This is a genomic window from Streptomyces sp. GQ60, assembly GCF_059758875.1.
In genome coordinates this window covers 17,762-42,665 of sequence record NZ_JCAXEG010000012.1, presented here as the reverse complement: position 1 = coordinate 42,665, position 24,904 = coordinate 17,762, and the positions used below count along the sequence as shown (strand labels likewise).

The 24,904-nt window shown below is 73.2% G+C and carries 22 protein-coding genes; 12 read left to right on the top strand and 10 right to left on the bottom strand.

Translation table 11 applies throughout. The features are described 5' to 3' along the window. Nucleotides 1-31 precede the first annotated feature (31 nt). Nucleotides 32-1,339, top strand: coding sequence for a cation:proton antiporter (locus AC6CKD_RS26610; protein WP_498330560.1), 1,308 nt, complete (start codon nt 32-34; stop codon nt 1,337-1,339). A 96-nt stretch (nt 1,340-1,435) separates the two neighbouring features. On the opposite strand, the gene AC6CKD_RS26605 is transcribed toward AC6CKD_RS26610, so the two are convergent. Both AC6CKD_RS26605 and AC6CKD_RS26600 read right to left on the bottom strand, forming a co-directional pair. Continuing rightward, on the bottom strand, nt 1,436-1,834 hold the full coding sequence (locus tag AC6CKD_RS26605) for a right-handed parallel beta-helix repeat-containing protein (protein WP_498330782.1): 399 nt from the start codon (nt 1,832-1,834) through the stop codon (nt 1,436-1,438). Then, the gene (locus AC6CKD_RS26600; protein WP_498330795.1) at nt 1,728-2,342 is read right to left on the bottom strand and encodes a hypothetical protein; all 615 of its coding nucleotides are present in this window, start codon (nt 2,340-2,342) and stop codon (nt 1,728-1,730) included. Before AC6CKD_RS26600 ends, AC6CKD_RS26605 begins: the two co-directional genes overlap by 107 nt. 298 nt (nt 2,343-2,640) lie before the next feature. On the opposite strand from AC6CKD_RS26600, the gene AC6CKD_RS26595 reads away from it, so the two are divergent. The 3 genes from AC6CKD_RS26595 to AC6CKD_RS26585 all read left to right on the top strand — a co-directional run bounded on the left by AC6CKD_RS26595 (nt 2,641) and on the right by AC6CKD_RS26585 (nt 5,513). Continuing rightward, a complete protein-coding gene (locus tag AC6CKD_RS26595) occupies nt 2,641-3,162 on the top strand; it encodes an O-acetyl-ADP-ribose deacetylase (protein ID WP_498330559.1) in 522 nt (173 codons plus the stop codon). A gap of 31 nt (nt 3,163-3,193) precedes the next feature. Beyond that, the gene (locus AC6CKD_RS26590) at nt 3,194-3,751 is read left to right on the top strand and encodes a TetR/AcrR family transcriptional regulator (protein ID WP_498330557.1); all 558 of its coding nucleotides are present in this window, start codon (nt 3,194-3,196) and stop codon (nt 3,749-3,751) included. Nucleotides 3,752-3,827: 76 nt separating this feature from the next. Beyond that, nucleotides 3,828-5,513, top strand: coding sequence for an alpha/beta fold hydrolase (locus AC6CKD_RS26585; RefSeq protein ID WP_498330555.1), 1,686 nt, complete (start codon nt 3,828-3,830; stop codon nt 5,511-5,513). 147 nt (nt 5,514-5,660) lie between these two features. Here the strand turns inward: AC6CKD_RS26585 and AC6CKD_RS26580 are convergent, their stop codons facing one another. Both AC6CKD_RS26580 and AC6CKD_RS26575 read right to left on the bottom strand, forming a co-directional pair. Continuing rightward, the gene (locus AC6CKD_RS26580; protein WP_498330553.1) at nt 5,661-6,203 is read right to left on the bottom strand and encodes a dihydrofolate reductase family protein; all 543 of its coding nucleotides are present in this window, start codon (nt 6,201-6,203) and stop codon (nt 5,661-5,663) included. 51 nt (nt 6,204-6,254) lie between these two features. Further along, the gene (locus AC6CKD_RS26575; protein ID WP_498330551.1) at nt 6,255-7,022 is read right to left on the bottom strand and encodes a maleate cis-trans isomerase family protein; all 768 of its coding nucleotides are present in this window, start codon (nt 7,020-7,022) and stop codon (nt 6,255-6,257) included. 176 nt (nt 7,023-7,198) lie between these two features. On the opposite strand from AC6CKD_RS26575, the gene recQ reads away from it, so the two are divergent. The 3 genes from recQ (at nt 7,199) to AC6CKD_RS26560 (ending at nt 12,092) form a co-directional block, all read left to right on the top strand. After that, nucleotides 7,199-9,271: a DNA helicase RecQ gene (gene recQ, locus AC6CKD_RS26570; protein ID WP_498330548.1), complete on the top strand. Its 2,073-nt coding sequence runs from the start codon at nt 7,199-7,201 to the stop codon at nt 9,269-9,271. Nucleotides 9,272-9,395: 124 nt separating this feature from the next. After that, nucleotides 9,396-11,453, top strand: a complete 2,058-nt coding sequence (locus AC6CKD_RS26565; RefSeq protein WP_498330546.1) for a SpoIIE family protein phosphatase — start codon at nt 9,396-9,398, stop codon at nt 11,451-11,453. 48 nt (nt 11,454-11,501) lie between these two features. Next, entirely contained in the window at nt 11,502-12,092 is a 591-nt protein-coding gene (locus AC6CKD_RS26560; RefSeq protein ID WP_498330544.1) for a GNAT family N-acetyltransferase, read from the top strand. 32 nt (nt 12,093-12,124) lie between these two features. Here AC6CKD_RS26560 and AC6CKD_RS26555 read toward each other — a convergent pair whose 3' ends face one another. Continuing rightward, nucleotides 12,125-14,950 (bottom strand): SpoIIE family protein phosphatase, encoded by a 2,826-nt coding sequence (locus AC6CKD_RS26555; protein WP_498330542.1) that lies wholly within the window; start codon nt 14,948-14,950, stop codon nt 12,125-12,127. Further along, nucleotides 14,947-15,951: a GlxA family transcriptional regulator gene (locus AC6CKD_RS26550; RefSeq protein ID WP_498330540.1), complete on the bottom strand. Its 1,005-nt coding sequence runs from the start codon at nt 15,949-15,951 to the stop codon at nt 14,947-14,949. Before AC6CKD_RS26550 ends, AC6CKD_RS26555 begins: the two co-directional genes overlap by 4 nt. Nucleotides 15,952-16,159: 208 nt before the next feature. Here AC6CKD_RS26550 and AC6CKD_RS26545 point away from each other — a divergent pair, with 208 nt between their 5' ends. Beyond that, nucleotides 16,160-16,822, top strand: a complete 663-nt coding sequence (locus tag AC6CKD_RS26545) for a cysteine hydrolase family protein (RefSeq protein ID WP_498330538.1) — start codon at nt 16,160-16,162, stop codon at nt 16,820-16,822. A gap of 217 nt (nt 16,823-17,039) precedes the next feature. Here the strand turns inward: AC6CKD_RS26545 and AC6CKD_RS26540 are convergent, their stop codons facing one another. Beyond that, nucleotides 17,040-18,188, bottom strand: coding sequence for a glycerate kinase (locus AC6CKD_RS26540; RefSeq protein WP_498330536.1), 1,149 nt, complete (start codon nt 18,186-18,188; stop codon nt 17,040-17,042). Nucleotides 18,189-18,332: 144 nt separating this feature from the next. Between AC6CKD_RS26540 and AC6CKD_RS26535 the strand changes: the two genes are divergently transcribed. The 4 genes from AC6CKD_RS26535 to AC6CKD_RS26520 are packed head-to-tail and all read left to right on the top strand — an operon-like array spanning nt 18,333 to nt 21,804. After that, nucleotides 18,333-20,072 (top strand): BCCT family transporter, encoded by a 1,740-nt coding sequence (locus AC6CKD_RS26535; protein ID WP_498330534.1) that lies wholly within the window; start codon nt 18,333-18,335, stop codon nt 20,070-20,072. Between the two features lie 37 nt (nt 20,073-20,109). Continuing rightward, nucleotides 20,110-20,610, top strand: coding sequence for an NUDIX domain-containing protein (locus AC6CKD_RS26530; protein ID WP_498330532.1), 501 nt, complete (start codon nt 20,110-20,112; stop codon nt 20,608-20,610). A gap of 52 nt (nt 20,611-20,662) precedes the next feature. Continuing rightward, on the top strand, nt 20,663-21,091 hold the full coding sequence (locus AC6CKD_RS26525; RefSeq protein WP_498330530.1) for a hypothetical protein: 429 nt from the start codon (nt 20,663-20,665) through the stop codon (nt 21,089-21,091). A gap of 2 nt (nt 21,092-21,093) precedes the next feature. Beyond that, on the top strand, nt 21,094-21,804 hold the full coding sequence (locus AC6CKD_RS26520; protein WP_498330528.1) for a CatB-related O-acetyltransferase: 711 nt from the start codon (nt 21,094-21,096) through the stop codon (nt 21,802-21,804). Here AC6CKD_RS26520 and AC6CKD_RS26515 read toward each other — a convergent pair. The 3 genes from AC6CKD_RS26515 to pssA form a co-directional block, all read right to left on the bottom strand. Next, on the bottom strand, nt 21,738-22,259 hold the full coding sequence (locus AC6CKD_RS26515; RefSeq protein ID WP_498330526.1) for a methylated-DNA--[protein]-cysteine S-methyltransferase: 522 nt from the start codon (nt 22,257-22,259) through the stop codon (nt 21,738-21,740). The two genes, AC6CKD_RS26520 and AC6CKD_RS26515, sit on opposite strands and share 67 nt — an antisense overlap. A gap of 36 nt (nt 22,260-22,295) precedes the next feature. Beyond that, on the bottom strand, nt 22,296-23,789 hold the full coding sequence (locus AC6CKD_RS26510) for an AlkA N-terminal domain-containing protein (RefSeq protein ID WP_498330525.1): 1,494 nt from the start codon (nt 23,787-23,789) through the stop codon (nt 22,296-22,298). A 271-nt stretch (nt 23,790-24,060) separates the two neighbouring features. Beyond that, on the bottom strand, nt 24,061-24,882 hold the full coding sequence (gene pssA / locus AC6CKD_RS26505; RefSeq protein ID WP_498330780.1) for a CDP-diacylglycerol--serine O-phosphatidyltransferase: 822 nt from the start codon (nt 24,880-24,882) through the stop codon (nt 24,061-24,063). Nucleotides 24,883-24,904 lie beyond the last annotated feature (22 nt).

The window sequence follows — 24,904 nt, the reverse complement described above, 5'->3', positions numbered from 1 at the left end:
GTGATGAGCCGAATGCGCCCGGAGAGCAGCGGTGACCGAGTCCCAGGCCGTGCACCTCTTCTTGGGTCTGGCCGTGATCCTGGGCCTGGCGCGGGCGATGGGGGCACTGGCACGCAGATTCGGTCAGCCCGCGGTGATCGGTGAGATTCTCACCGGGGTGCTGCTGGGGCCCACCCTGTTCGGCAGCCAGCTCTCCGGCATCGTCTTCCCCGCCGAGATAGGGCCCCTGCTCAACGCACTCGCCGGAGTGGGTGTCGCGCTCTTCATGTTCGTCGTCGGCAGTGAGCTCGACCTCGGCATCCTGCGAGGCGGGGGACGGGCCACCCTGTGGACGTCCCTCTTCTCGACCGTGCTGCCGCTGGTGCTGGGCGCCGCCCTGGCGTTGACGCTGGTGTCTTCGCATCACGAAGGCTCGTCCATCGGCTTCGTGATGTTCTTCTCGGTCGCGATGTCCGTGACGGCGTTTCCCGTCCTGGCCCGGATCATCGCCGACCGCAAATTGGCCAACACCCGGATCGGCGCCACCGCCTTGGCCTGCGCCGCCATCACCGACCTGCTCGCGTGGACGCTGCTCGCCGTGGTGGTCGCGATCGCCACGGGCGAGCGCTTCGACTGGTGGCTGGCGCTGCTGGTGCCGTACGTGGCGCTGATGGTCACCGTGGTGCGCCCGCTGCTCCGTCGGGCGGCCCGAATGGTCTCGGAGGACGAGCCGGGCGGCCGGGCGGGCAACAGGAACTTCCTCGCGCTCGTGCTCGGTGGGCTCCTGGTTTCGGCCGCCTTCACCGAATGGCTGGGGCTGCACTACATCTTCGGCGCGTTCCTGTTCGGTGCCGTACTGCCACGGGGAACCGACGGCAGACTCCGGGACGGAGTGTTGCAGCGGGTCGAACCGCTGTGCGGTCTGCTCCTGCTGCCCGTGTACTTCGTGCTGTCCGGCCTGAAGGTCGATCTCTCCCGTCTGAACGCGTCGGACCTCGGTCAGCTCGCCGCCATCCTGGCCGTGGCCGTGACCGGGAAGTTCGTCGGCGCGTACGTCGGTGCACGCATCGGAGGGCTGGACGGCCGCCACGCGGCCGCGCTCGGCGCCCTGCTGAACACACGCGGACTCACCGAACTGGTCGTCCTCGGCGTGGGTCTGGAACTGGGGCTCCTGGACGCGAAGCTGTACTCGTTGATGGTGGTGATGGCGGTGACGACCACCGCGCTCACCGGTCCGCTGCTGAGCCGGATCCTTCCTGCCGCGACGGCCGGAGCCGCCGTGGCCGGTACCTCGACCCGGTCGGAGCCGCGTACCGTCCCGCCGCAGAAGTTCGATGCCACCGATGCGAAATCTCGCTGAGCCGAGCGCGCCGCCCCGCCGCCCGCCTGGAGGACGGGGGCGGCGGGGGCGGGTAGGAGCGGCCGGCCAGTGGCCGGGGGAGTGGCTGGGGAGTGGCTACGGATTCACGGTCGCCGTGGCGGTGAAGCCGCAGCACTCGAAGGTCTGTACCGGCGCGCCCGAGGTCTGCGTGATCTTCACGCCGTCGAGCACCGCGTCCGTGTCGGCCGCCGCCGCGATGACCGCGACCCCGTGCGTCCCGCCCGTGATCCGGTCCTTCCGGAGCGTGAACGAACCGTCCTGGAGCGCGATTCCGACGTACGAGTTCTGCCGGAGGTCGTTGTTGCCGATGGTGATGCCGGTGCCGGCGGCGTAGATGCCCACCTGGTTGCCGACGATCGGGTTGTGCTCAACGACGGTGCCGGGCGAATCGGCGACGACGCCCGCGTGCTGGAACTCGTTGAAGAAGTCGGGTCCGCAGCCCGGGTCGGGTTCCCGGCACTGGTTGTCGCTGATGGTGTTCCGGACGACCCGGCCGACCGCGCCCTCCACGAACTCGACGCCGTCGGTCGACAGGGTGGGGTGCCCCCGTGACGGTGCTGCGCTCGATGGTCGCGGAGGAGCCCTCGTTGAGGACGACCACGCCGACTCCCTGGTAGCCCGTGATCTTGGTGTCGTGGATGGTCGCCGAGCCCGTACCGGTCGGCAGGTCCCCGATGAGGACGGCGTTCGCGCTGCGGAAGCAGGGCGCGGCCGGAGTGTCGGTGATGTGGGTGACGGCGGCGTGGGCGAGGTCGAGACTCGCACCCCCGAGCACGCGGATGCCGGCGCCGAGCGCGCCCTCGCCGCAGGTGCCGGAGCCCGGCCCGCTGACGGCGAGCTTGGACAGCGAGACGGAGGCGCCGTTGTGGATCTCGACGATCGAGTTGGCCCCGTCGTCGCCGGGGGTCAAGGTCCGGGGAGCCTGGATCGTCGTCTTCCGGTCGCCCGAACCGGTGATCGACACGTCCTTGCCGATCACCACTTGCTCGCGGTAGACGCCCGGCCGGACGATGATCCGATCACCGGGGGCTGCGGCGTCGACCGCTGCCTGGGTCGTCGGATGGTCCCCGGGACCCGTCGGCCGGATGCCCGGCCGCGCTGCAAACCTAGGGACGGCTGTGATCGCCGCCCGCTCCCTGCCGTCCGACACGATCCGGTTTCCCCCTGCCGGCCCATCGCCGGGAACGGCCGGGCTGCCTCTGGGGCGAAGAACTCGCAGGCGGCCCGGGTGTTCCCCCGATAGCCTCACCACCTGCACCGGAGGGACGGAAGGGACGCTCATGCCTCGTATCACCCTCGTCCAGGGCGACATCACCGCCGAGAAGGCCGACGCCGTGGTCAATGCCGCGAACTCCTCGCTGCTCGGCGGTGGCGGGGTCGACGGAGCGATCCACCGGCGCGGCGGCCCGGAGATCCTGGCCGCCTGCGAGGACCTGCGCCGCTCCCACTACGGCAAGGGGCTCCCGACGGGCCGAGCGGTGGCCACCACGGCAGGCCGGCTCCCGGCGGGCCACGTGATCCACACGGTCGGCCCCGTGTACCAAGGCGCCGGCAGCGATCCAGCGCCGTTGGCCTCGTGCTACTTGGAGTCGCTGCGGGTCGCGGACGAGCTCGGAGCACGGACGGTCGCCTTCCCGGCCGTCTCGACCGGGACGTACGGATGGCCGGTGGACGATGCCGCCCGCATCGCGGTGGAGGCGGTGCGTGGTGCCGAGACGGCCGTGGAAGAGGTGAGGTTCGTCCTCTTCGACGAGCGGGCGTACCGGGCGTTCGCCGAGCAGGTGCGTTCCGAGAGCGGTTGAAAGAATATGTAGATCGGTCTAGTCTCGGGTCATGGGACAGAAGGGCGCCGAGACGCGGGACCGACTGCTGGATGCGACGCAGGAGTTGGTCGAGACCGGGGGGTACTTCAGCGCCGGGCTGAACCAAGTGATCGCGGCCAGTGGCGCGCCCCGCGGCTCGCTCTACTTCCACTTTCCCGGCGGCAAGGACCAGTTGGTCGGCGAGTCCGTCCGGCGGGCCGGTGGAGCGATCGGCGGCGCCCTGGAGGGCCTGGCCGACTCCAGCCCGTCGGTGGCGGAGTTCGTCGACGGGATGCTGCGGCACCTGGGCGACCGACTGGAGGAGTCGGGCTGGCGCAAAGGGTGTCCGGTGGCCACCGTGGCACTGGAGATGGCCGCCACCAGCGACCCGCTGCAGGAGGCGTGCTCGGAGGTCTACGCCTCGTGGCAGGCGGCCCTGCGCGCACGCCTGGCGGGCCGTCCCGACGCCGACGACCTGGCGGTCACCGTCCTGGCCCTGGTGGAGGGGGCGCTCCTGCTGGCCCGGGCGCACCGCAGCAGGGGGCCGCTGGACAGCGTCTCCCGTCAGATCGGCGCCCTGCTGGGCTGACACGGCCCGCCGTGACCGGCGGGCTTCTTTTTCGCCCTAAAAATATGTAGACCGATCTATTTCTCGAGGAGCTTTCATGGACGCGATCGTCTTCGGTGCGACCGGCTTCATCGGCCGCTCGCTCGTCGCCGAGCTGCTCACCCGGGGGCAGCGGGTGGCGGCAGCCGTACGCGACGACACCCTCACCCCCTGGCTGACCTCCCGGGGCGTTGACACCAGCGGGCTGCACATCGTCGCCGCCGACATCACGCGGCCGCTCTCAGGGCTGCCCGAGGTGCGCGACGTCTACAACGCGGCAGGCCGCTTCGCCTTCGGCCTCGGGGTGCGGGAGGCACGGGCGGTCAACGTCACCGGGGCGCTCAACGTGGTCGAATGGGCGGCCTCGCTGCCCGGACTGCGCCGGCTGGTGCACATCAGCGGGTACCGCGTGAGCGGCTCCGCGGGCCTCCCCGACTACGCCGGGCTGGGAGCGTACGAGGCGTCGAAGTCCGAGGGCGATCTCGCGGTGCGCGCCCGAGCCCGTGAACTGGAGGTCCCGCTGACCATCGCGAACCCCAGCACGGTGATCGGGCCGGGCCAGTACATCGGTCTGGCCGCCCTCGTCGAGGACCTGTGGAACGGCCGGCTCCCCGCTCTGCCGGGCGGCCGCGACACCTTCCTGCCGATCGTCACGATCGGCTACTTCGTGCGGTTCCTCGCGGAGGTCCCCGCGTCGCCCCCGGGCGAGCACTACTGGGTGCTCGACGACAGCACTCCGCTCCTGCCCGAGCTGATCGGTACGATCGCCGGCCACACGGGCGTGCGGGCCCCCCGCCGTACCGTTCCCGCAGGTCTGCTGCGGCGCCTGCCGCGCAAGCTGACCGGTGCCGATCCCGAGACGCTGGCGTTCCTGTCGTCCGACCGCTACCCGACGGCATCGGCCCGCGCCTTCGCCGCGAGCGCCGGTTTGGAGATGCCTCCGGTCGCCGACGTCCTGCGCACGTGGGCGGACGACCTGGTGGCCGCCCGCTTCGGCGCCGCATCGCCCTGGCTGAGCCCGTACGGCTTCCACGCCGTGGCGGGCAGCCGTACCTGGGTGAGCGGTGAGCGGCACCGCCCCGACCACGTCCTGCTGCACGGACTCCCGATGAACGCGGATCTCTGGGCACCCCTTGCCGGCCGTCTCCCCGGCCCGGTCCTGGCTCCCGACCTGCCGGGCCTGGGCCGCTCGGCCCCGGCGACCCGGCCGGTGGACGCGTGGCTGGCCGACCTGCTGGGCCCGGTACGGACCCGCCCCGTGCTGGTCGCGCACTCCCTGGCCTGCGGGCCGGCGCTACGCTTCGCCGTCGATCATCCGGACCGCATCAGCGGTCTCGTGCTCATCTCCCCGGCGTTCCTGCAGGCACCCGCCCCCCGGCTCGCCCGCTCGGCCTTGGCCGTGCCGATGACGCGCCGCATGTCAGCCGCCCGGTTGGCTCGGGCGCTCGGTGTCCCCGAGGGGGCGGAGGTCGAGAGCGCCGCCGCGGACCTGCGCCGTCGCGGCGTGGCGCGCCGGGTGGCCGCGGCCGTCCGTACGGACGTCGCCGAGCGGGGGCGGTCGCGGGCGCTGCTGGACCGGGTGGGCGTCCCGGTCCAGATCGTCGTGGGCTCGGCCGACCCGCTGGTCGAGGCCGTCGACCACCCGGTGGCCGAGATCGAAGGGGCCGGGCACTACCCCCAGCTGACCCACCCCTCCCAGGTCGCCCGCCACCTGGGCCGTGCCTGCGCCCCGATCGGCAGCTGACCCGTCTCGGGCTGTGCGTGATCTGCCGAGGTCGTCAGCCGCGTACGGAAACCACTGCGCCGGAACCCTGAACGTTCGCCCGGGTTCGTCCGAGAGGTCCCGGCCCAGAACCGGGTGGCCCCGGCGGCGGCACATGGAGGGTCGCGCCTACGTGCGCACCCGGAAGCGGAGCATCGTGACGGCGCCCGACTGGGTGTTGCCGAAGGGTTCCAGGTCGATCCTGCCGAGGCCCGGGGGCGAGAAGCGGACGCCGTCGCCCAGGAGCACCGGGAGGACGTACACCAGGATCTCGTCGACGAGGCCGCGCCGCAGGCACTGGGCGGCCACGTCGGCGCCGAGGATCTCCAGGTTCTTGCCGCCCGCGGCGCCGCGGGCCGTGGCAACGGCTTCCTCGAGTCCACAGGTCAGGAACGTGACGGCGGGGTCCGGCTCGTCGGGAGGCCTGTGGGTGAGGACGAACTGCGGTCCCCCGTCGTAGGCGGTGTCCTGGTCGGCCATGCGCGTGGCGACCTCGTACGTGCCCCGGCCGATGAGCATGGCGCCGGTGGCCGCCATGACCTCCGGGAACGTGTCCGCCGACACATGGTCGGCGATCCAGTCCATCGCATGGCCAGGACCGGCGATGAAGCCGTCCAGCGACATCGCCCTGTTCACGACCACCTTGCCGGTGCCGATCACCACATCACTCATGCGTTGCTCCACGGATCCGGCCGGCCAGGTGCTCGTTCGCGGGTCGTCGCACTAGGCCGAGAACAGCCGGCCGTAGGCCGTGATCGGGGTGGTCGGGGTGGCCGCGGCGCGCAGGGCCGCCCAGAGGAGGGTCTGGTTCGCGGTCAGGACCGGGCGGCCCAGGGTGGCCTCCAGGGCCGCGATCGCGCCGACGGCGCGGAAGCCGTTGCCGCCGACGACGACCGCGTCCGCCGTGTCGGGGACGTGCGCCGCCACCCAGTCGTGCAGGGCCCGCGGCCCGATGAGGGTCTGCCCGCTGGGGAGGCCGCAGGGGGCGGCGTACGGGACCTCGAAGCCGGCGTCCTCGTAGTAGCCGCGGCCCAGGTCGCTCAGCGTCTCGTCGAACCACGGCGGGTCCACCAGGGCGAGCCGGCCGGCCCCCAGCGCCCGCAGCGCCTCGACGGTGGCGGCGCAGGTGGCGACCACGGGCAGCCCGTGGGTGCGCTCGCGCAGCCGGTCCAGCATGTACCCCTCCCCGCGCGGGCCGATGACGTAGGCGGAGCTGGTGAAGGCGTAGGCGATCACCGACACCGGGGCGGCGGCCAGCAGCTCGGCGGCCTCGTCCACGTGCGGGGCCTCGGCGAAGGCCCGTACCGGGGCGAGCGGGATGGTGGCGTCCATCGCACCGCCGCGCCCCATCGCGCGGAACGGCACCCGGGCGGCGTGCAGGCCCACGTCGGCCGGAGCCATGGCGCGCAGCTCCGACTCGGGGCCGACATCGGCGTGCGGGGTGAGGACGCCGAGGCGGACGCGCACGTCCCACCCGTCGGGCTGCCACATCGCGTGTTCCTCTCGGAGGCCGGGAGATACGGGAGACGTCCTACTGTCGCACCGGTCGGGCCGTCGAGGTGCCCGGCCGCGCCGCCGCGTGCGGGGCCGGGGGTTTCCTTCCGGGATATCCACAGGACCGGGGGGATCCGGGCGGAAGTGTCCGAGGAGGTCGCTAGGCTTCTGGGATGACCCCTTCGGAAGCAGCCGTCGAGATCCCCGACGCCCAGCAGGTGCTCCACCGCGTCTTCGGGTACGACTCGTTCCGCGGCGAGCAGCAGCAGATCATCGAGCACGTCGCCGGCGGCGGCGACGCGCTGGTGCTGATGCCGACCGGCGGCGGCAAATCGCTCTGCTACCAGATCCCGGCCCTGGTCAGAGCGGGCACCGGAGTGGTGATCTCCCCGCTGATCGCACTGATGCAGGACCAGGTGGACGCGCTCAACGCGCTCGGGGTGCGGGCCGGGTTCCTCAATTCGACGCAGCTCTCCGACGATCGGCGTGCGGTCGAGCAGGCCTTCCTCGGCGGCGAGCTCGACCTGCTCTACCTGGCGCCCGAGCGGCTGCGCACCGAGGGGACGCAGCGGCTGCTCGACCGTGGCACGGTCTCGGTCTTCGCCATCGACGAGGCGCACTGCGTCGCCCAGTGGGGCCACGATTTCCGGCCCGACTACCTCGCGCTGTCCATGCTGCACGAGCGTTGGCCGAAGGTGCCCCGAATCGCGCTCACCGCGACGGCCACCGAGGCCACGCACGCCGAGATCGCGGCGCGCCTCGGTTTGGAGGAGGCCCGCCACTTCGTGGCCGGCTTCGACCGGCCCAACATCCAGTACCGGATCGTGGCGAAGAACAACCCGGTCAAGCAGCTGCTGGAGCTGATCCGCACCGAGCACCCCGGGGACGCCGGAGTCGTCTACTGCCTCTCGCGGGCCTCGGTGGAGAAGACGGCGGCCGCCCTGGTCGAGCAGGGCATCGACGCCGTGCCCTACCACGCGGGCATGGACTCCCGGACGCGCGCGGCGAACCAGTCGAAGTTCCTGCGGGAGGACGGGGTCGTGGTGGTGGCCACGATCGCCTTCGGCATGGGCATCGACAAGCCGGACGTGCGCTTCGTGGCCCACCTCGACCTGCCCAAATCGGTCGAGGGCTACTACCAGGAGACCGGCCGCGCCGGCCGCGACGGGGAGCCCGCCACGGCCTGGCTGGCGTACGGGCTCCAGGACGTGGTGCAGCAGCGCAAGATGATCGAGGGCTCCGAGGGAGACGAAGCGCACCGCCGCGCGCTGGCCGGACACCTGGAGGCGATGCTCGCGCTGTGCGAGACGGTCGGCTGCCGCCGGGTGCGGCTGCTGGCGTACTTCGGGCAGACCGGTGCCCCGGACTGCGGGAACTGCGACACCTGCCTGACGCCGGCCGAGTCCTGGGACGGGACGGTCGCCGCGCAGAAGCTGCTGTCCACGGTGTGGCGGCTGGCCAAGGAGCGCCGTCAGAAGTTCGGCGCCGGGCAGATCATCGACATCCTGCAGGGCAAGAAGACGGCCAAGGTCATCCAGTTCGACCACGACGGGCTCTCGGTGTTCGGCATCGGAGCGGACCTGGGAACGACCGAATGGCGCGGGGTCGTGCGGCAGCTGCTGGCGCTCGGACTGCTGGCGGTGGAGGGCGACTACGGCACGCTGGTGCTGACCGGGGCCAGCGGCGAGGTGCTGGGCGGCCGCCGGAACGTTCCGATGCGCAAGGAGACGGCGCCGGCGGCCGGGTCGTCCCGACGGGAGTCCGGCGGATCGCGCTCCGGGAAGGGCGGCCGGGTGCCGGTCGACCTGCCGGCGGCCGCCGTGCCGGTGTTCGAGTCCCTCCGCGCGTGGCGCGCCGAGACCGCGCGGGAGCAGGGCGTGCCGGCGTACGTCGTCTTCCACGACGCGACGCTGCGGGAGATCGCGACGCGGCTGCCCGCGTCGGTCGCGGAGCTGGGCACGGTCAACGGTGTCGGCGAGGCGAAGCTCGCCAAGTACGCCGAGGGCATCCTGCAGGCCCTGGGCGGCGCGCGGCCGGAGCCGGGTACGGGGGACGCGGTGGCGGAGAGCGGAGCCGCGCCGGCGGTCACCCCGGCCGCGCCCGCCCCGCCCGCCCCGCCGGCCCCGCCTGCCCCGCCCGTCCCGGCCGCCGTGCCCGCCCAGGCGAAGCAGGCCCCGCGCGGGGAGGAGTCGCTCTTCGGCCCGGAGGACGAGGACATCGACCCGCCGTGGGACGACTGGGAGTAGGCCCGGGTCCGAGCCGCGGGCCCCGCCACGGGGCCCGCCGACCGGCCCGACACAGCGCCGGTCAGCGAAGGCTCGGATAGGGTGAATCGGTAGGAATCGGGCCCCCTGGGGTGAGGTCGGCGCATTGGACACGTACCAGGAGACGAGCGAGGTACCGGACCAGCCGGTGGCTGCTGTCGGGTACGCGGGCGTACTGACCGAGCTGCTGCCGATCGCCCTGTGGCGGGAGGACGCCGACGGGCTGGTCGTCGAGTGGTCGCTGGCCGCCCAAGACCTGCTCGGCCACCGCCCCGAGGACATCCTCGGCCGGCCCGGCTCCGAGGTGCTCGTCCCCGACGCCAACCACGAGCTCGCCGACCAGCTGACCCGCCGGGTCCAGGCCGGGGAGACCGTCGTCGGCACCCTGCCCGTGCGCCACCGCGACGGACACCAGGTCGCGATGGAGATGTGGATCCTGCCCTCGCCCGATCCGCAGGGGCGCACCGGTTCCATGCTCATCGCCGTGGAGACCTCCGAGGTCCTGCGGATGCGCGATTCGCTCGCCGCGCTGCAGAGCCTGTTCACCCAGTCGCCGATCGGCCTGGGCACCCTCGGCCCGGACCTGCGCTTCCTGCGCGTCAACGACGCCCTCGCCCGGATGAACGGGGTGCCCGCCGCCGAGCACGTCGGCAAACGCCTCACGGAGGTCGTGCCCGGGGTCAACGCCGCCGCGCTCGAACGGCTCATGCGCAAGGTGCTGGAATGCGGCTCCGCCGTCGTGGACGTCCGCCGTACCGGCCGCACCCCCGCCGATCCCGACCACGACCGGACCTGGTCCTGCTCCTACGCCCCGCTGCTGGACGGCTCCGGACGGCGGCTCGGCCTGATCGCCTCCCTCATCGACATCACCGACGGGCAGCGCGCCCAGGCGGAGGCGGAGCGGGCGCGCAGCCGCTTCGCCCTGCTCGCGGAGGCCGGAACCCGGATCGGCACCACGCTGGACCTGGGGCAGACGGCCCAGGAGATCGTCGAGGTGCTGGTGCCGCAGCTCGCGGACTCGGCCGACGTACAGCTCCTGGAAGCCGTACTGGACCCGGACGAGGCCGGCGCGTCCACCCGGGGCGTGCTGCGCCGCCTGGCCTCCCTCTTCCCGGACCCGGGAGCGCCCACCGCCAAACTGACCGCCGGGCAGACCTTCCAGATCCCGGCGGGCACCGCGTACGAGCAGGTCATCACCGAGGGCGTGGCGATGAACCTCTTCACCGCCGACATCCCGGCCCTGATCAGGGATCCGCGCGCGGCCGCGCTGCGCGCCTACCTGGCCACCCTCGGCTGCGCCCGGATGGTCCCGCTGGTGGCCCGCGGCCGGGTGCTCGGGGTGGTCGTGGTGACCCGGGTGCGCGGGCGCGAGGTCTTCGACCACGAGGACTGCGTGCTGATCGACGAGGTGGTGGCCCGGGCGGCCCTGAACATCGACAACGCCCGGATGTACACGACCCAGCGCGCGGCGGCCCTGACCCTGCAGCGCAGCCTCACCAACAACGCGCTGCCCGAGGTGGCCGGCCTGGAGCTGACCGGCCGCTACCTGCCGGCCAGCGACCACGACGTCGGCGGGGACTGGTTCGACGTCATCGAGCTGCCGGACGGCCGGACCGGTCTGGTGATCGGCGACGTGATGGGCCACGGCATTCACGCGGCCGCCGTCATGGGCCAACTGCGCACCGCCGTACGGACCCTGGCGCGGCATCAGGTGACCCCGGAGCAGATGCTCCGCTCGCTGGACGCGGTGGTGGCCGACCTCGGCGAGGACGAGATGGCCACGTGCGTCTACGCCGTCCACGACCCGGTGACGGGCGCGTGCGTCATCGCCCGGGCCGGCCACCCGCCGCCGGCCGTGGTCACGGCCGACGGGGCCGTGACCTTCCTGGACGGCCCGTCCGGAACCCCGCTCGGCACGGGCGGACGGGAGTTCCGCACCGAGGAGGTCCGGCTCGCGCCGGGCAGCCTGCTGGTGCTCTACACGGACGGCCTCATCGAATCCCGGGACCGGGACCTGGACGAGGGGATGGCTGGGCTGGCGGGCGCCCTGAGGGGCGCGGGGGAGCCGCTGGAGGCCCTGTGCGACGCGATCCTGGCACGCCTCCTCCCCGAGGCTCCGCAGGACGACGTGGCGGTGCTGCTAGCCCGGACTCAAATGCACTAGGGCAATAATGTTTTGTATCTAGCGCAATGACGGGCTACCGTCTTTCCCATGCCTGCCACGTCGCCCTCGCCCCTCACGCTCACCGGCCGCCACGTCCGCCTCGAGCCGCTGACCAGGAGCCACCTCCCCGACCTGTACGCCGCCGGTGGCGACGACGAGGAGGTCTGGCGGTGGGTCGGCGGCGCGCCGCGGTCACAGGAGGAGCTGGGCGCCACGCTCGACTCCCTGCTGGAGGACGCGGAGCGCGGCGCGTACGTCCCCTTCGCCGTCGTCCACCTCGCGAGCGGCCGGGCCGTCGGCTGGACCACGTACATGGACATCGACGCGGCCGACGAACGCCTGGAGATCGGCTGGACCTGGTACGGCCGCGCGTACTGGCGCAGCGCCGTCAACACCGAGTCCAAGCTGCTCCTGCTCAGCCACGCCTTCGAAGACCTCGGCATGGGCCGGGTCCAGCTCAAGACGGACCACCTCAACACCCGCTCGCAGGCCGCGATCGCCCGCCTCGGGGCGCGGCGCGAGGGCGTCCTGCGCCGCCACCGCCGGCGCCCGGACGGCACCTGGCGCGACACCGTGTACTTCTCCCTGCTGGCCGCCGAATGGCCGGAGGCGAAGGCCCGGCTGGCCGCCCGGCTCTGAGCCGCGCGGGGCCGCCGCACGCCGGCCCTCCGCTACCAGGCCAGGTCCTCCAGGGCCTGCAGGTCCACCAGGGCCGGGGGCGCCGGCTCCGCCGCGCCCGTCAGGGGGAGTTCCGCCCAGATCACCTTGCCGCGGTCCGTGTAGCGGGTGCCCCAGCGCTCCGCGTACTGGGCCACGAGGAACAGGCCGCGCCCGCCCTCGTCGGTCGTGGCCGCGTACCGCAGGTGCGGTGAGGTGCTGCTGCCGTCGGAGATCTCGCAGATCAGGGTGCGGTCGCGGAGCAGGCGCACCCGGATCGGCGGGGTCCCGTAGCGGATGGCGTTGGTGATCAGCTCGCTGAGGATGAGCTCGGCGGTGAAGGTGACGTCCCCCAGGCCCCACGCGGTGAGCTGCGCGGAGCCCGCGCGGCGGACCCGGGACACGTCCGCGGGGTCCGGGAGCACCTCCCACTCCGCGATCTGCTCGGCGGGCAGCCGCCGGGTGTCGGCGATGAGCAGGGCGATGTCATCGCTCGGCGCCGGGAACAGCAGTGCTGCCAGTACGTCGGAGCAGGCCTGGTCGGGGCTGCGGTCCGCCCGGGACAGGGCCTCGGTCAGCAGTCCGAGGCCGGTGTCGAAGTCCCGGTCGCGGTCCTCCAGCAGCCCGTCGGTGAACAGCACGAGCCGGCTCGCCTCGGGCAGCCGCAGCTCCACGGCTTCGAAGGGCATCCCGCCGACGCCCAGCGGCAGCCCGATCGGCAGCTCGGGGTACTTCACCCGGCCGTCGGGCCCGACCAGCGCCGGGCCGGGGTGGCCGGCGCTGGCCATGGCGCAGTGACCGGACACCGGGTCGTACACCGCGTAGAGGCAGGTGGCGCCGGTGACGCCCGAGGACTCGCCCTCCCCGGAGCCCTCCTCGGCCGCGGACTCGTCCTGGTCGATCCGGTCGATCAGCTCGTCGAGGTGGCCCAGCAGCTCGTCGGGCGGCATGTCGAGCGTGGAGAAGTTGTGCACGGCGGTCCGCAGCCGGCCCATGGTGGCGGCGGCGTGCACCCCGTGCCCCACCACGTCGCCGACGACCAGCGCGACCCGGGACCCGGCGAGCGGGATCACGTCGAACCAGTCCCCGCCCACTCCCGCCTTCGCGGGCAGGTACCGGAAGGCGACGTCCACGGCGCTCAGGTCGGGCAGCACCCGCGGCAGCAGGCTGCGCTGGAGGGTCACCGCCACCGCGTGCTCGCGGGTGAAGCGGCGGGCGTTGTCGATGGAGACCGCGGCCCGCGCCGCCAGCTCCTCGGCGAAGGACAGGTCCTCCTCGTCGAAGGGCTCGGGCGTGTCGGCCCGCCAGAAGTTGGCCATGCCGAGGACCACCCCGCGGGCCTGGAGCGGCACGGAGATCAGCGAGTGCAGCCCGTAGTCCAGGGCCACCCGGGTGCCGTCGTGGTCCTGGGCCCGCCAGCCGAAGGCGCGGTTCAGATCGGCCGCGAGGACCGCCCGCCCGGCGTCCAGGGCCGCCGCCATCGGCGCGGTCGGCACCACGAAGCGGATGACGTCGCCCACCGGCTGGAGCGGGGAGTCGACGCGGATCCCGCTGATGGCGGCCCGGCGCATCTCGGTGTGCGCGCTGCCGCCGGGCTCCTCGCCGCGCAGCACCGGCTCCAGCAGCTCGACGGTGACGAAGTCGGCGAACCGGGGGACCGCGACCTCGGAGAGCTCCTCGGCGGTGCGCACCACGTCCAGGGTGGTCCCGATGCGCACGCCGGCGTCGTAGAGCAGCTGGAGGCGGTCACGGGCGACCGCGGCCCGGCCGGAGAGCGCGGCGAGCTCCGTGGAGTCGCGCAGGGTGGTCACGGTGCCGGACGGGCGGCCCCCGTAGGGCTTGGTCGGGCGTACGTTCACGGCGAGGAGCCGGTCGCCCGACCGGTGGACCTCGTCGGTGGCGACCCGCCCGGAGACCAGCAGCGCGGCCGTGGGCGGATCGAGGCCGAGCTCGCCCACGTGCCGCTGCTCGGCGTCGGCGGGCAGGTCGAGGAGGCGGCGGGCCTCGTCGTTGGCGAGCAGCAGCCGTCCTTCGGCGTCGATGATCAGGACGCCCTCGCGGACGGCGTGCAGAACCGCTTCGTGGTGTTCGTTCATCCGGGTCATCTCGGCCTCGCCGAGGCCCCGGGTCTGGCGTCGCAGCCGGCGGCTGACGAGGGCCGCGCCGCCGGTGCCGAGGAGCAGGGCGCCGGTGGCCGCGCCGAGGAGCAGGGGCAGCTGGCCCTCGACCACGTCGCCGACGTTCTCGACCTCGATGCCGGTGGCGACCAGGCCGACCACCGCGCCCGCGGAGTCCCGTACGGGGACCACGGCGCGGACCACGTCGCTCGGCTTCCCCTCGAACGTCTCGGTGAAGGACTGCCCGGCCGCGGCGCGGGAGAGGTCGCCGGTGGCGCGCTGACCGATGAGATCCGGGATGGAGTCGGTGTACCGGATCCCGTCGGTGGTCATGACGGCGATGAAATCGAGGCCGGAGGCCCGGCGGGCGCCCTCGGCCAGCGGCTGGAGCTCGGCGGTGGGATCGGCGGACTCCAGGGCCGCCGGCAGGCCGGGGGCGTGCGCGAAGGCCTCGGCGGCGGCGAGGGATCGGTTGCGGGCGTCGCGCTGGCTGTCGTACCGGGCCTGGAAGAACAGGGCCGTGGCGGCGGCAGTGATCAGCACCAGTACGAGGACGGCCTGGAGGGCGAAGACCTGGCCGGCAACGCTCCGGGCGCCGAGCGAGAGGTGCGCGAACAGCCGGGAGTGTCCGGGCCCGATTCCGGGTGGGGACCCGTCCTCGGGCGGGGGCCTGTCCTCGGGCGCTCCCTCAGAGCCCCTGGCTCGGCCAAAACGTCCGGTCATGAGCCATTTCTAACACTGTCCGCGGGGTTTAGGGGAGGCCCCGGGGCTCCTGGTGCGGTAGCGGCCGCACGGTAAGCCCGGGGGCTCGTGCCGACGTACGAGGTGAAGTGCTGGCGGAAGGTGACCTCGCTGGCGAATCCGGCCCGGCGGGCCACCTCGGTGACCGGATGATCGGTGCGCTCCAGCAGTTTGCGGGCTTCGTCCAACCGGTGGCGCAGGAGCCACTTGTGGGGGGTGGTGCCGGTCGACGCGGCGAAGTGCCGGGCGAAGGAACGCGGGGACATCCCGGCCCACCGGGCCAGGGTGGCCACGTCCAGCGCCTCGTGCAGCCGCCCGAGCGCCCGCTCCCGTACGACGGCCAGCGCTTCGGCGGTCCGGTCGCCGACCGGGGTCGGGCGGTCCAGGTACTGGGCGTGCTCGCCGGTGCGGAACGGGCCGGTCACCATCGAGCGGGCGATGGCGGCCGCCGCCTCGGAGCCGTGCGCCTCGCGGACCAGGTGCAGGCAGAGGTCGATGCCGGAGGCGACCCCGGCGGAGGTCCACAGCCCCTCGTCCCCGACGTAGAGCGGGGCCTCCTCGACGCGCACGGCGGGGTACCGGCCGGCCAGCGCGGGGGCCAGCGACCAGTGGGTCACGGCCCGGCGCCCCGCCAGCAGACCGGCCTCGGCGAGGATGAAGGCACCGGCGCACAGGGCGGCCACCGGGATGCCCCGGGCGTGGGCGTCCCGCAGGGCGGCGAGGACCAGCTCGGGCGTCCGGTCGGAGGGCCGGTCCAGCGCGGGGACCACGACGAGGTCGGCGCCGGCGAGCCAGTCGATCCCGCGGTCGGGGGCCAGGGACAGCCCGCCGGGGAGCGGGATCGGGCCGGGGTCGAGGGCGCACCGGCGCAGCTCGAAGGCAGGCACCCCCAGATGGCCGCGGTCGTACCCCCAGACCTCGGTGATGACGGCCAGGTCGAAAGCGCGGATGCCGGGCTGGGCGACGATCGCGACGCGGTGCATGGCCGTGAGTCTGCCACGGAGCCACGGCCGAAGGGGAGGGCCGAGCCTCCGGCAGATGCCGCCGCGAGGCCTCCGACCTGCGGCTGGGCCGGACTCCGAACCAAGCCGGGAACCAAGCCGGGCCCGGACTGCCACGTTGGCGGGATCCCATCGGTTCGGGGACCGGGCGGTACTGGTTCGAGGGGGACGGGCCGCCCAGGATGAGGGCATGACGAACGAGAGCGCGACCCCGGCCGAGACCACGACCCCGGCCACGACCGACATCGAGATCGCCGCGAACAGCGCGCTGCTGGTCATCGATGTCCAGCAGGGCTTCGACGACCCCGACTTCTGGGGGCCGCGCAACAACCCGGCCGCCGAGGGGAACATCGCCGCGTTGATGGACGCCTGGCAGGAGACCGGCCGCCCGGTCGTGCTCGTGCAGCACGCTTCCCGCACCGCCGGCTCCGTCCTCGCGCCGGACCAGCCCGGTTACGCCTTCAAGGACTTCGTCGCCGAGCGGGCCGGCGGGGCCGCCCTGCACGTCACCAAGTCCGTCAACTCCTCCTTCTACGGCACCCCGGACCTCGCGGACTGGCTCACCGTCCAGGGCGTCGGACAGCTCGTCGTCGCCGGCATCCAGACGAACATGTGCGTCGAGACCACGGCCCGGATGGCCGGGAACCTGGGCTACGACGTCCTCGTGCCGCTCGACGCCACGCACACCTTCGACCTGGCCGCCGAAGCCGGCCCGGACGCAGCCCGGCTGACGGCCGACCAGCTCGCCACCGCCACCGCGGTCAACCTCCAGGGCGGAGGATTCGCCCGGATCGTCACCACCGCCCGGCTCCTCACGGCGGCCCGCGCCACTTCCAGCCCGTCCGGCGTCTGAGGCTTTCCAGGGTGTCCGGGGCCGGGGGCTCCGGGGCCGGAATTTCCAGCCGTCCGGCGTTCGAGGACCGGGGTCCGGGGCGGCCCCGGAAGCGGTCCGGGCGCAGCCCGGGGAACGGCGGAAGGGCGGGTAGGGGACATCACTCCGGGCCCCGCACGCGCCGGCGGCCCGGACCCCCGTCAGGGGATCCGGGCCGCCGGACGGGGCGGACGCCTCGTCAGAGGACGTCGGCCGCGATGCTCTCCGCCACCCGCTCCAGCAGCGGCCCCGCGTTCGGGATGCTCACCGCCGGGTCCGGCTCGAGGTCCGTGAGCGGGTAGGCCCGCTGGATGCCGGCGGCCTGGAGGGCCTCCTGCGTGAGCAGCAGGCGGCCGCAGACCGCCACGACGGGCTTGCCCGCCGCACGGGCCGCCGCGGCGACGCCGGCCGGAGCCTTGCCGTGGAGGGTCTGCTCGTCCAGCGAACCCTCGCCCGTGATGACCAGCGTGGCCCGCTCCAGCGCCGGCGCGAAGCCGAGCACCTCGAGCATCAGCTCGATGCCGGGACGGAACGACGCGCCGAGCAGCAGCGCTCCGTAGCCGATGCCGCCCGCTCCGCCCGCGCCGGGCGAAACCGCCGCCTCGGCGGCCAGGGAGCCGATCGACTTCTCCAGGACCACCGCGAAGTGCGCCAGCGCCGCGTCCAGCGTCGCCACGTCCTCGGGCGACGCCCCCTTCTGCGGGCCGTAGACCGCCGGAGCGCCCTTCGGACCCGTCAGCGGGTTGTCCACGTCGCTCGCCAGGACGAAGTCGACCTCCTTGATGCGGGGGTCGATGCCCGACAGGTCGGCCGAGGCCAGACCGGCCAGCGCGCCGCCGCCCGGACCGACGGGTTCACCGTTCGCATCCAGGAACACCGCGCCCAGCGCGGCCAGCATGCCCGCGCCGCCGTCGGTGGTGGCGCTGCCGCCCACGCCGAAGACGATCGAGCGCGCTCCCGCGTCGAGTGCGGCCTTCAGCAGTTCGCCGGAGCCGTAGGTGGTCGCCGTCAGCGGGGCGAAGACACCCGCCGGCAGCAGCTGGAGCCCGGAGGCCTCCGCCATCTCGACCACCGCGGTGCCCTCGCGCAGCGCGAAAGCGGCCGTGACCTGGTCACCGAGCGGTCCGGTGACCCGTACCTCCCGGCGTTCGAAACCGGCCGCCACGGCGGCCGCGACCGTACCGTCACCGCCGTCCGCGACGGGGAGGGTCTCGATCTCCACGCCCGGTACGGCCCTGCGAAGGCCGGCCGTCACCCGCTCCGCGACCTGAACGGCCGTGAGCGAGCCCTTGAATTTGTCCGCGGCGATGAGCACGCGCGCGGTCTCAGTTACTGCTCCGTCCGTCACCTTGCTAATCCCTTGCTATCGAACAGTGCAGTCGCGCCATCCATGAGCCTATCCGGAGGATCCTCCTATGCCCATGCGTGGCCTGGGCCACACCCGGCGCGGCATGCCCCTAAAGGGGGATATAGGCCTGCATAGTGTGGCCGCATGAGCGCGGATTCACTGGAACAGCCACGTCCGGATTCCCCAGGCGGCAGGTCCGAAGGCCCCGAGGGAGGCAGCGACGGCACTCCCGACCACACCGTCGTCGTCATCGGAGTGATCTCCGTCCTGGCCGTGGTCGCCTGGGCGGCCCTGGGGAAGAGTTCCTTCGATTCGGCGTCGAGCAGCGCGCTGGCCTGGGTGCTGAGCAACTTCGCGTGGCTCTTCGTGATCGCCGCGGACGTGTTCCTCGTCATGTGCGTCGTGCTCGCGATCAGCCGCTTCGGCCGGATCCGCCTCGGCAAGGACGACTCGGAGCCGGAGTTCACGAACCTCGCGTGGATCGCGATGATGTTCAGCGCGGGCATGGGGATCGGGCTGATGTTCTACGGGGTGGGCGAGCCGCTCACCCACTACCTGAACCCGCCCCCGGCGTCCGGCGCGGCCCCCGGCACCGGCGACGCCGCCCGCGCCTCGCTCGACTACTCCTTCTTCCACTGGACCCTCACCCCCTGGGCGATCTACGGCATCGCCGGCCTCGCCCTCGCCTACGCGACCTTCCGCAAGGGCCGCGGCAACCGCCTCAGCTCCGCCTTCGTCCCCCTCATGGGCCAGGAGCGGGCCGACGGCCGGCCCGGCAAGGCCATCGACCTGCTCGCCGTCTTCGCGACCGTCTTCGGCACCGCCACCAGCCTCGGCCTCGGCGCCCTCCAGGTGGCCAAGGGGCTCAACATCACGACGGGGATCGAGGACTCGACCACGGTCGAGCTGATCATCATCGGATCCCTGTCCGCGGCCTTCGTCCTCTCCGCCTTCTCCGGCCTGCACAAGGGCGTCAAATGGCTCAGCACGATCAACATCGTGCTGGCCGCGGCCCTGATGCTCTTCGTCTTCGTCCTCGGCCCGACCGTCTACATCCTCGACGTGATCCCGGCGAGCGTCGGCAGCTACCTGCACGAACTGCTTCCGATGGCCACCCGCACCGGCGCCTTCACCGACAGCGAGTGGCTCGGCGCGTGGACGATCTTCTACTGGGCGTGGTGGCTCTCCTGGGCGCCCTTCGTCGGCACCTTCATCGCCCGCATCTCGCGCGGCCGCACCATCCGCGAGTTCCTCATCGGCGTGCTCCTGGTGCCCAGCGGTGCCACCGTCGTCTGGTTCTGCGTCATGGGCGGCACCGCCATCCGCCTCGACTCCACCGGCGTCGCCGACATGGCCGCCAAGGCCGAGGAGGGCACCGAGGCCTCGCTCTTCGCGATGCTCGACGCGCTCCCGCTGGGCACGCTCACCTCGTGGATCGCGATGGCCCTGGTGATGACGTACTTCGTCACCAGCGCCGACTCCGCCTCCCTCGTCATGGGCTCCCTCACCAGCCGGGGCTCCCTGCACCCGCCGACCTGGCTCGTGGTCACCTGGGGCGTGCTGATGGCCTCCGTGGCCGCCGTCCTCCTCGTCGCGGGCGGCCTGAAGTCCCTCCAGACGGCCACCATCCTGGTCGCGCTGCCCTTCGTGGTCGTGATGCTGGTCCTGTGCTGGGCCCTGGTGAAGGAGCTGCGCGAGGACCCGGGCGCGGGACCCGTCCGCCACCACGCCCTGCACGGACTCCGGGACGCGGTCAAGGCCATGGTCGGCGACGCCATCACCGAACGGGGCCCGGCCCGCCACCCCCGCCTGCGCCGCGTGGCGGAGTCGAGGAACCGCGACCGCGAGGAGGGCTCCGGCGGAGGCCCCGCCCCGGAAGCGTGATCACCGCGGGCCCGGGGCGGCTCGGTAGGGTGGCGCAGTGACCACCACGGATGACTACGCCACCTACATCGCGAGCCTGCCCCGGGTGCTGGCCGGCGCCGCCGCGCTCTTCCGGGACGGTGAGGGGCGGGTGCTCCTCGTCGAGCCCAACTACCGGGAGGGCTGGGCCCTTCCGGGCGGCACCATCGAATCGGACACCGGCGAGTCCCCGCGGGCGGCCGCCCGCCGCGAGAGCGCAGAGGAGATCGGCATCGACGTACCGCTCGGCCGGCTGCTCGCCGTCGACTGGACGCTCGGCCCGGGCCGGCCCCCGCTCGTCGCGTACCTCTACGACGGCGGCGTGCTCGACGCCGCGCAGCTCGCCTCCGTCAGGCTCCAGGAGGAGGAACTGATCTCGTGGCGGCTGGTGGAGCCCGCCGAACTGACGGAGTACCTGCCCGGAGCGCTGGGCCTGCGCATCGAAGAGGCGCACCGGGTGCTGCGGTCCGGCGAGGGCGCCGCCGAGCTCGAGAACGGCCGCCGGCCGCAGGCCTCGTAGACCGCTCCGCTCGTTATTCCGCGCCTACACCGAGCAGGACAGAATTCAGCAGATGATCACGATGTACGCCTGGCCCAGTACTGCCGACGGGCCCGACGCCCTGCCCATGGTCCACTTCACCACCGACCAGCAGGAGAGCGGCGAGGTCACTCCCGACGGGGTGCCGGTCTGGATGTTCGACACCGCGATCCGTGACGGCGGCTGGGCCCAGTTCACCGACTTCGAGGCCTGGTCCGTGCCGGCCGAGGGCTGGCAGGCCTTCTACCGCCGCGAGGACGACGTCCTCGCCGTCACCGGCCCCGGCTCCTGCGAGGGCTGGTACCAGGGCGGCCTCGGCGCCGACGCCGACTGGGTGGGAGCGGCCGCCGCCCAGCAGAGCGTGGTCCTGCTCGCGGCCCCCGTCCAGCACCCGTCCCTCTACGGCTACGCGGTCGAGGCGGGCGCCGCCTTCGCGCTGCTGGTCCCCCTGGTGGTCATGTAGCCGTGAACGCCCTCCCCGCGGACCCGACGGTGCTCCATCCGTTTCCCGACCAGCCGCGCGTGGTCCTGCTGAAGCCGCTGGTGACCTCGCCGCTGATCGAGGTGGGGGAGTACTCCTACTACGACGACCCGGACGATCCCACCGCCTTCGAGACCCGCAACGTGCTCTACCACTACGGGCCGGAGAAGCTGGTCATCGGGAAGTTCTGCGCGCTCGGCACCGGCGTCCGGTTCGTCATGAACGGCGCCAACCACCGTATGGACGGCCCCTCCACCTTCCCCTTCCCCATCATGGGCGGGTCCTGGGCCGAGCACTTCGACCTGCTCGCCGGCCTGCCGGGCCGGGGCGACACCGTCGTGGGCAACGACGTCTGGTTCGGCTACAACGCCATGGTCATGCCCGGGGTGCGCATCGGGCACGGCGCGATCATCGCCGCCGGCGCCGTGGTCGTGGACGACGTCCCCGACTACGGGATCGTCGGCGGCAACCCCGCCACCCTCATCCGTACCCGCCACACCGGCGAGGACATCGCCCGCCTGCTCGCCCTCGCCTGGTGGGACTGGCCGGTGGAGCACCTCACCGAGCACATCCGTGCCGTCATGTCCGGCACGGTCGCCGACCTCGAAGCGATCGCGCCGCGGGCCGGTCAGAGCTGCTCGGCCCCGGACTCGAAGGCCAGCAGGCGCACCTTGCGGTCGATGCCGCCGCCGTAGCCGGTCATGGAGCCGGACGCCCCGATGACGCGGTGGCACGGGACGATGATGCCGACCGGGTTCTTGCCGTTGGCCAGCCCCACCGCGCGCGAGGCGTTGGGCTTGCCGAGCTTGGCGGCCAGCTCCCCGTAGGACCAGGTCTGCCCGTAGGGGATGCGTACGAGCTGCTCCCACACGCTGCGCTGGAACTCGGTGCCCTCCAGCCGGACCGGCAGGTCGAACGCGGTCAGCTCACCGGCGAAGTACGCGGCCAGTTGCCGCACCACCTCCGGGAAGGGGGCTTCACCGGCCGCTACCCGCTCCCCGAAGGCCTCCTCGGCCGGGCGGTGGCGCTGCCCGGTCATGTAGAGCCCGCAGAGGACCCCGTCGGCGGCGACGAGGGTGAGCGGGCCGTAGGGGCTGTCCACGACGGTGTGCTGCTTGGTGGTGCGCGTGCTGCTCGTGCTGCTGCTCATGGTGGTTCGTGCTCCTCGGACGTCGGGCGGGGGAGGTCAGGCGGGCAGGACGTTGATCGCGTGGTCCTCGGTGGCCCACAGGTACTGCACGGCGTACGCGCGCCAGGGCCGCCAGTGCGCCGCGCGGGCCGTCAGCGCCGCGGGTGTCGAGGGCAGCCCGAGCCCCTTCGCGGCCCGTCGGATCCCCAGGTCGGCCGGGATGAAGGCGTCCGGGTCGCCCAGGGCCCGCATCGCGATGATCTCGGTGGTCCACGGACCGAAGCCGGGCAGCGCGCCCAGCCGCGCGCGGGCCGCCTCCCAGTCGCTGTCGATGCCGAGCGGGAGCGAGCCGTCGGCGAGGGCCGAGACGAGCGTGGTGAAGGTGGTCCGCCGGCTGCGCGGCAGCGCCAGGGACTCCGGGTCCAGCCCGGCCAGGGCCTGCGGGGTGGGGAACAGGTGGGTCAGCCCGCCCTCGGGATCGGGGTCGGCCACCGGCTCGCCGAGGGCCTGCACCAGGCGGGCCGCGTGCGTGCGGGCCGCCGCGGTGGACACCTGCTGGCCGAGGACCGCCCGTACGGCGAACTCCTCCGCGTCGACGGTGCGCGGCACCCGGCGGCCGGGGGCCTTGGCCACGAGCGGGGCCAGCAGCGGGTCGGCGCGGAGCTGCTCGTCGACGGCCTCGGGATCCGCGTCGAGGTCCAGGAGCCGCCGGCAGCGGCTGATGGCGATGGTCAGGTCGCGCAGATCGGTGAGGGCGAGCCGGCAGCCGATGTGGTCGGGCCGCGGGGTGAGGGCGACGACTCCGGTGCCGTACGGGAGCCGGAGCGTGCGGCGGTAGGCGCCCGCTCGCCACTCCTCGACCCCGGGGACGGCGGTCGCGGCGAGGTGGCCGAAGAGGTTGTCGGGGGTGAGCGGGGCGCGGAAGGGGAGCCGCAGGCTGATGGTGCCGGGCACTCGGGCCGGCCCGGTTCCCCGGCCCGCACCCCGGCCGGCCGCCCGGGTCCGGAGCTCGCTCGGGGCCAGGGCGAAGACCTCGCGGACGGTGTCGTTGAAGGTCCGGATCGAGGAGAACCCGGCGGCGAAGGCGACGTCGCCCATCGGGAGCGCCGAGGTTTCGATCAGCAGCCGGGCGGTCTGCGCGCGCTGCGCCCGGGCGAGGGCGAGGGGTCCCGCGCCGAGCTCGGCGCCCAGCTGGCGCTCCACCTGCCGGGAGGAGTACCCGAGCCGGGCGGCCAGCCCGGGGACGCCCTCGCGGTCGACCACGCCGTCCTGGATGAGGCGCATCGCGCGGGCGACGGCGTCGGCGCGGGCGTTCCACTCGGGGGAGCCGGGGGAGGTGTCGGGGCGGCACCGCTTGCAGGCGCGGTACCCGTTCTGCTGGCAGGCGGCGGCGCTGGGCAGGAAGGTCATGTTCTCGACCTTGGGCGGTACGGCGGGGCAGCTCGGGCGGCAGTAGATGCCGGTGGTCCTCACGGCGGTGAAGAACCAGCCGTCGAAGCGGGCGTCCTTCGACTGGACGGCCCGGACGCAACGCTCCGTGTCGGTGTACATGGCTCCATCCTCCCGGCCGGCCGGTCCCCGGGCTGGCGGTTTTCCGACACCAAGCCTATGCGCGGGCCGCGCCTTCTCCTGGCCCCCGGCGCCCGATCCCCGCTGCGCGGGCCAGGTCCCCTACCCGCCCTTCCACCGTTCCCCGGGGCTCCGCCCCGGACCCCGCGCCTCAAACGCCGGCGGGGCTGGATTGTGCGGGCCCCGGGGACGCGGAAGGGCCCCCGGCTGCCTGGTGGCGGCCGGGGGCCCTCTCGTACGCGGGTAGCCGGGGCTACGGGGCCTGGGTGGCCCGCGCCTCGCGGCGGTTGTGGCGGAACGTGTTCGCGCGACGGGTCGTCGCGAACAGCGGGATCGTCGCCGCCAGAGCGATCTGCAGGGCGCAGCCGGTCTGGAGCAGCAGTCCGCCGCCCGGCGCGTCGAACGCCCACGCGGCCAGCAGACCCATCGCCGCGACGATCCAGCTCAGCATCGCCACCGCGAGGACACCCCGCGGCTTGGGGTACTCGACCCGGCTCACCATCAGCCAGGCCACGCCGACGATCGCCAGCAGGGTCGGGATGAACGGCAGCTCCAGCAGCACGATCGAGACGACCGTCAGCGCGCCGAAGGGGCTCGGCATGCCCTGGAACATGCCGTCCTTCATCGCCACGCAGCTGAATCTCGCGAGGCGCAGCACCACCGCCAGCAGGACCACGATCGCCGCCAGCGCCGACATCTTCTGCACCGCGTCATCGGCGACCATGCCGTAGACGAGCACGAAGTACGCCGGAGCCAGGCCGAAGCTGATCAGGTCGGACAGGTTGTCCAGCTCCGCGCCCATCGGCGAGCTGCGCAGCTTGCGGGCCACGATGCCGTCGAAGAGGTCGAAGACCGCGGCGAGCAGCATCAGTATCACGGCCGTGGCCGCGCTGCTGCGGGCCATGCCCGACTCGCCGCTGCCGGTGAGGTGCGGGATGAGGATCCCGGTGGTGGTGAAATACACCGCCATGAATCCGCAGGTCGCGTTGCCGAGGGTCAGGGTGTCCGCTATCGACAGCCGCAGCGACAGCGGCATGTCGTCCTCGGCGGACTCCTCCTCGGCGGCCTCGGGCACCCAGCCCGAGGCGGGCGTCGAC

What these genes read in the sequence shown, in the direction of transcription:
- AC6CKD_RS26595 (WP_498330559.1), top strand. Translation starts at nt 2,641, where the DNA reads ATGCCTCGTATCACCCTCGTCCAGGGCGACATCACCGCCGAGAAGGCC.
- AC6CKD_RS26590 (WP_498330557.1), top strand. Translation starts at nt 3,194, where the DNA reads ATGGGACAGAAGGGCGCCGAGACGCGGGACCGACTGCTGGATGCGACG.
- AC6CKD_RS26585 (WP_498330555.1), top strand. Translation starts at nt 3,828, where the DNA reads ATGGACGCGATCGTCTTCGGTGCGACCGGCTTCATCGGCCGCTCGCTC.
- AC6CKD_RS26580 (WP_498330553.1), bottom strand. Translation starts at nt 6,203, where the DNA reads ATGAGTGATGTGGTGATCGGCACCGGCAAGGTGGTCGTGAACAGGGCG.
- AC6CKD_RS26575 (WP_498330551.1), bottom strand. Translation starts at nt 7,022, where the DNA reads ATGTGGCAGCCCGACGGGTGGGACGTGCGCGTCCGCCTCGGCGTCCTC.
- recQ (WP_498330548.1), top strand. Translation starts at nt 7,199, where the DNA reads ATGACCCCTTCGGAAGCAGCCGTCGAGATCCCCGACGCCCAGCAGGTG.
- AC6CKD_RS26560 (WP_498330544.1), top strand. Translation starts at nt 11,502, where the DNA reads ATGCCTGCCACGTCGCCCTCGCCCCTCACGCTCACCGGCCGCCACGTC.
- AC6CKD_RS26555 (WP_498330542.1), bottom strand. Translation starts at nt 14,950, where the DNA reads ATGACCGGACGTTTTGGCCGAGCCAGGGGCTCTGAGGGAGCGCCCGAG.
- AC6CKD_RS26550 (WP_498330540.1), bottom strand. Translation starts at nt 15,951, where the DNA reads ATGCACCGCGTCGCGATCGTCGCCCAGCCCGGCATCCGCGCTTTCGAC.
- AC6CKD_RS26545 (WP_498330538.1), top strand. Translation starts at nt 16,160, where the DNA reads ATGACGAACGAGAGCGCGACCCCGGCCGAGACCACGACCCCGGCCACG.
- AC6CKD_RS26535 (WP_498330534.1), top strand. Translation starts at nt 18,333, where the DNA reads ATGAGCGCGGATTCACTGGAACAGCCACGTCCGGATTCCCCAGGCGGC.
- AC6CKD_RS26525 (WP_498330530.1), top strand. Translation starts at nt 20,663, where the DNA reads ATGATCACGATGTACGCCTGGCCCAGTACTGCCGACGGGCCCGACGCC.
- AC6CKD_RS26515 (WP_498330526.1), bottom strand. Translation starts at nt 22,259, where the DNA reads ATGAGCAGCAGCACGAGCAGCACGCGCACCACCAAGCAGCACACCGTC.
- AC6CKD_RS26510 (WP_498330525.1), bottom strand. Translation starts at nt 23,789, where the DNA reads ATGTACACCGACACGGAGCGTTGCGTCCGGGCCGTCCAGTCGAAGGAC.